This window comes from Phaeobacter sp. QD34_24 (assembly GCF_028890115.1).
Taxonomy (GTDB): domain Bacteria; phylum Pseudomonadota; class Alphaproteobacteria; order Rhodobacterales; family Rhodobacteraceae; genus Phycobacter.
The window spans coordinates 1-1,744 of the sequence record NZ_JARCJD010000052.1; the positions used below are offsets into that span (position 1 = coordinate 1).

2 protein-coding genes are annotated in these 1,744 nt (G+C 54.6%); both read right to left on the reverse strand.

Annotated elements, in window-relative coordinates; genetic code table 11:
• Positions 1-131: 131 nt before the first annotated feature.
• Positions 132-1,529 (reverse strand): DUF5906 domain-containing protein, encoded by a 1,398-nt coding sequence (locus tag PXK07_RS18560; RefSeq protein ID WP_274849789.1) that lies wholly within the window; start codon positions 1,527-1,529, stop codon positions 132-134.
• Positions 1,516-1,744: hypothetical protein (locus PXK07_RS18565; RefSeq protein WP_274849790.1), on the reverse strand; the 229-nt coding region annotated here is incomplete at its 5' end. The genes PXK07_RS18560 and PXK07_RS18565, both read right to left, overlap by 14 nt.

The following is a 1,744-nucleotide window of genomic DNA, read 5'->3' on the forward strand; positions in this document are numbered from 1 at the left end:
GCACCCGTTCTCATCGACCCTGGTTTGAGATAGAAGTGAGTTGGCCCTCGCAAGGGCCTCCTCGTAGTGATTGTTGATGACGTCCAGCAGCCAAAGCTCGCTATCATCCTGAAGTTCGAAATACAGATCCTTCATTCGATGATCTCCACTTCTCCGTATGGGGTATTGCGGTCGAGATAGTCGCTGACGCGCACCGTCTCGAAGTCAGGCCCATAGATCCTGCCACGCTCGATCCAGTAGCCAGGTTTGACCCAGATCGCTCGCGCAAAGTCTTTGCCACCCCATTTGACCTTGGTTTTCTCCCATTCGAGGTCATCCATGAGATGCTTGGTTTGGTTCATGTTTGCATTGAGGTTCTGCCGGACGAACTCAACCACGTTAGCTTCAGGCAGAACAACAAGACCGGCCTCGTTCAAAAGTTCCTCAAGCTGGTCGACGATGGTCTGGCGGCCCACCTGCTGAAGGCGCTTCATGATCGGCGTCTGGTGGTCAGCGATGTTCAGGCTCTTGGCGTTGAAGCCCTCGGGAAGTTGCCGTTGCATCAGCGCGTTATAGACCCTCGCCACGTTTGCCGGTTCATCCAGGAACGCATGGACACGACCAACAAGCGATGAGAACTCACCGGCTGTCTCACCGCCCGCCCGGCCATCGTGGTTTACGTCGATGACCAGATAGCGCCGCTCGCCTTCCTCCATCCATGTTGGTGGGAAGTTCGAGGTAAACAGGAAGCAGCAACACTGTTTGGCCCGCTCAGCCTCGAAACCTTTCCGCTCGATGAGCACATGCGGGTCGGTGATGAAGGTCTTGATGGCGTTCGCCTGCGTCGATCCGGGTTTGATCTGGGTTTCCTCGCAGATCACCAGCTTGCTCGTCAGAACAGTCGAGTTGAACTGCTGGGTTAGCTTGCTGATGTTGTTCTGCGTGACCGAGTTACGAACCCCGAACAACTCGGCAAGAATGCGGGCGGTGGTGCTTTTTCCGGTGCCTTTACCCCGCGAGTAAAGAAACGGTGCCCAGGCAGGTTTATCGCTCTCGTTCTGAAGGCACCAAGCCGTCCAGTTCAGGAAGGCTTCGCGGTCCAGCGCGTTCTGGAAGAACTGGTCGAAGAACTCGCCAACAACGTCAAGATCAGCGGAGTTCAGCTTGAGGCTCCGATATTCCGGTTCGCTCCAGGTATTGGCGGAAACCGTGCCGCGCTTCATGACGATACGGTTAGGATTGCCCGGTTCGCAGATGGTTGCGCCGCTCCAGACCTGGAAGCTACGTGCCCGGTCAGTGTGCCGTGTGTCGATAAGCAACTTGAACAACGCCTTGATGATGTTGTTATTCAGAGGAAGGGTCGGATGCTCTTCGGCGATCAGGTTGAGGATCTTCATCTCAACGTCGACGCGGGATAGCGGTGTACCCAGATGCTCTATGTCGTAGAACTTGTTATCGCGGCGAACGATCTGGCTGCCATAGGCTGCAGCGAGGAACTTGATGTGCTTGAGGTCTTCGGTGGTGGGGACGGTTGGCTTATTGCTTGCCATTGATGGTTATCTCCCATCTTTCATGCACCGGATGATGTGACGCGCGACTGTTCTGGAGAAAGCTGATCAGGCTCTTCTGACGGCGTCGACCGGGTGCATAATCGCGTGTGTTCTCTCCATTAGAGTGCCCTGGAAGACCATTGAGGTGAATTTTCGCACTAAGCCCCTTATTTTTATTGATAAAATGAGGTTTCAGCCTTTTCGAGGCAAAATGT

Bases quoted from the DNA above. Each gene is read 5' to 3' on its own strand.
- PXK07_RS18560 (WP_274849789.1), bottom strand. From the start codon at position 1,529: ATGGCAAGCAATAAGCCAACCGTCCCCACCACCGAAGACCTCAAGCAC.